Below are 3,249 nucleotides of genomic sequence, written 5' to 3' on the forward strand. Positions count from 1 at the left end.
CGGGTGCCGGTCCGCCCGGAGCGCGGGGGCGGCGGTCAGCCCGCCGCGTCGACCAGGGCCAGTTCGTGCAGGCGCTCGGGCGGGCCGGGGCGGGCGTAGTACCAGCCCTGGGCGGTGTCGCAGCCCAGTATCCGCAGCTGCTCGGCCTGGGCGCCGGTCTCCACGCCCTCCACCGTCACCGCGAGGTCCAGGCTGTGGGCCAGCGCCACGATGCCCTCGACGATCTTGAGGTCGACGGGGTCGGCGGGGAAGCGCTGCATGCTCTGGGTGAAGGAGCGGTCCAGCTTCAGGACGCTCACCGGCAGCCGGCGCAGGTTGGCGAGGTTGGAGTAGCCGGTGCCGAAGTCGTCCAGGGCGATGTCGACGCCCATCTCGGCCAGTCGGCGCAGCGGCTTGAGCAGGTCGTCGTCGGCGCCGATGAGGGCCGACTCGGTGACCTCCAGGCACAGCGCGTCGGGGGCGACGCCCGCCCGTTCCAGGATGTCGACGGTGTCCTGGACCAGCCCGGGGTGGGTGAGCTGGCAGGGCGAGAGGTTGACGTTGATGCGCAACGGCCCCGCGGCGTCGTGCCGTTCGCGCCACGCGCGCGCCTGGCGCACCGACTGCTCCAGGACCCAGCGGCCGAGCGGCACGATGAGGCCGGTGTGCTCGGCGAGCGGGATGAAGCGGTCCGGGCCGAGGACGCCGTGCTGCGGGTGCAGCCAGCGCACCAGCGCCTCCGCGCCGCGCACGCTGCCGTCGCCGAGGTGGACCAGCGGCTGGTACTCGATGAAGAACTCGCCCCGCTCCAGGGCCGCCGGGAGGGCCGTGGTGAGCCCGTGGCGGGTGATGGCGCGGGCGTCGGCCTCGGCGTCGGCCAGCTCGAAGCGGTTGCCGCCCGCCGACTTGGCCCGGTACATGGTGATGTCCGCGCTGCGCAGCACCTCCGCCGGGCTGCGCTCGCCCGCCGGCCCCTCGACGATGCCGATGCTGCCGCGCACGGTCAGTTCCCGGCCGTCGACGCTGATCGGGGCGACGAGCGCGTTCATGATGCGGGTGGCGAGCTCGTCGACCTCGTGCTGGGTGCCGGGGCCGGTGGTGAGGGCCACGAACTCGTCGCCGCCGAGCCGCGCGACCATCTCGCCGGGCGCGGTCGCGCACGACTGGAGGCGGTCGGCGACCTCGACGAGCAGCCGGTCGCCCGCGGCGTGCCCGAGGCTGTCGTTGACGGTCTTGAAGCCGTCCAGGTCGAGGTAGCACAGGCCGAACCGCTGGCCGGGCCCGGCGGCCAGCGCCTTCTCCAGGCGCTCGAAGAAGAAGGTGCGGTTGGGCAGGCCGGTGAGCGCGTCGTGGGTGGCCTCGTAGCGCAGCCGCAGGTTGAGCAGGCGGCGCTCGGTCGTGTCCTCCATCAACGCGAGCTGGTACTGCGGGACTCCGTCGGCGTCGCGCAGCAGGGAGACGGTGAGGTTGGTCCACAGCACCGTGCCGTCGGGGCGGTAGAACGCCTTCTCCAGGTGGTAGTGCTCGCGCTCGCCGCGGACGAGTTCGTCGTAGAGCTTCCAGGTCTGCGGCGCGTCCTCGGGGTGGGTCCACTCCAGGACGCTGCGGGTCTGCACGGTCTGCTCGGAGACGCCGAACATGCGCAGCAGGGCGCCGTTGACCTGGAGGACGTTGCCGTCGAGGTCGGCGATGCCGATTCCTATGGCCGCGCCCTCGAACACCGCGCGGAAGCGGGCCTCGGTGGCGTGCAGGGCCTGGGCCACGACGCCCTGCGCGGTGAGGGCGGCCGAGGAGATCGCCTCCTGTTCGGCCAGCGTCCGCTCGCGCAGCGCCTGGGCGAACCCGGCGGCCATGGCGTGCTGCAGACGCGAGGAGCGGGCCCGCTGGTCCTCCTTCTCGCCGTCGGTGCCGCAGTAGAGCACCAGATAGGCGTCGACGCAGTCCAGCGAGCGGCTGAGCGCCTCGGGGTCGGTGCAGTGCACGGCGACCAGCGCGGCGCCGACCGCCCGGCCCTCGGTGGCGTCGAACGCCCTTGCCCGCAGTGCCTCGCTCAACCGGCGGGCGAGCGGCAGCAGTTGCTCCTCGAACTCCGGCCGGGTCGACGATGTCGAGGTCACCGGGAAGACGGCCCGGCTCCAGATCGTCGCGAACCGGCGCAGTCTGTCCTCCGGCCCGTCCGGCCCCGCGCTCACGCCGTACGTCCCACGCCTGCGAACCCGGAGAAGGCCCACTGGTCCTCGTCCTCCGGTGCGGTCTCCGGCCGCCAGAGCGGCATCGGAACCAGTCCGGGTTCCACCATGTCGTACCCCTCGAAGAACCGCGCGATGTCGTCGCGCGAGCGCATGATCAGCGGGTTGCGGATGTCCCTGTACACGTCGACCGTGCCGCTGGCCCGTTCCCGGGTCAGCGGGATTCCCTCGTACGAGGCATGGGTGAGCACCAGCAGGCTGCCGGGGGCGAGCGCGTCGCGCAGCTCGGCCACCGCCTGGCGGGGGTCCTCCTCGTCCGGCAGGAAGTGCAGTACGGCGACGAGCAGCAGCGCCACCGGACGGTTCAGGTCGATCAGCCGCTCCACCTGCGAACTGGTCAGGATCTCCCGGGGCTTGCGCAGGTCCGCGGCGACGACGTCCGCGTCGTCGTTGCCCTCCAGGACCGCCTGGCTGTGCGCGACGGCCACCGGGTCGTGGTCGACGTAGACCACGCGGGAGCCGGGGCGGGCGCTCTGCGCCACCTCGTGGACGTTGCCGAAGGTGGGGATGCCGGAGCCGATGTCCAGGAACTGGGTGACGCCCTCGTCCACGGCGAAGCGCACCGCGCGCCGCATGAACGCCCGGTTCGCCTGCATGATCTTGGGGAGTCCCGGCATGAACTCCATGGCCCTGCGGGCCGCTTCCCGGTCCACCTCGAAGTTGTGCGAACCGCCCAGGTAGTAGTCGTAGATCCGCGAGACGCTGGGCACCGAGATGTCGATGCTCCGGGGAGCCCAGGCGGGACGCTCCATCTCTCTCTCCAAGGGCGTAGGCGATCCGGTGTTCGAGCAGAGGCTACTGATCGCCCGCCAAAGGAGCGAGCGGAAACGGAAATTGACCATCCGTTCCCGGTCACCGCCTGCGGCTCGTGCCGTGTTGATGCCCCGCGCACTCTCCGCGAAAGCATCCGAAGCATGGCACAGTCCTTCGAACCGTGGTGAACTCGGACGGAGACCGGAGCGGGGAGCGCGGACCGGGACGGGGGCCCGGGGGCGGAGCCTGGCCCGGGACACGGCAGAAG

General features: G+C 72.1%; 2 protein-coding genes. Both read right to left on the reverse strand.

Going from position 1 to position 3,249, the window contains the following annotated elements; genetic code table 11:
* Nucleotides 1-35 precede the first annotated feature (35 nt).
* Complete coding sequence (locus tag SZN_RS36350; RefSeq protein WP_007505593.1) at nt 36-2,171, reverse strand: putative bifunctional diguanylate cyclase/phosphodiesterase; 2,136 nt, start codon at nt 2,169-2,171, stop codon at nt 36-38.
* Nucleotides 2,168-2,980, reverse strand: a complete 813-nt coding sequence (locus SZN_RS36355) for an SAM-dependent methyltransferase (protein WP_007505594.1) — start codon at nt 2,978-2,980, stop codon at nt 2,168-2,170. Before SZN_RS36355 ends, SZN_RS36350 begins: the two co-directional genes overlap by 4 nt.
* Between the last annotated feature and the right edge of the window lie 269 nt (nt 2,981-3,249).

It is taken from the genome of Streptomyces zinciresistens K42 (assembly GCF_000225525.1).
GTDB lineage: Bacteria > Actinomycetota > Actinomycetes > Streptomycetales > Streptomycetaceae > Streptomyces > Streptomyces zinciresistens.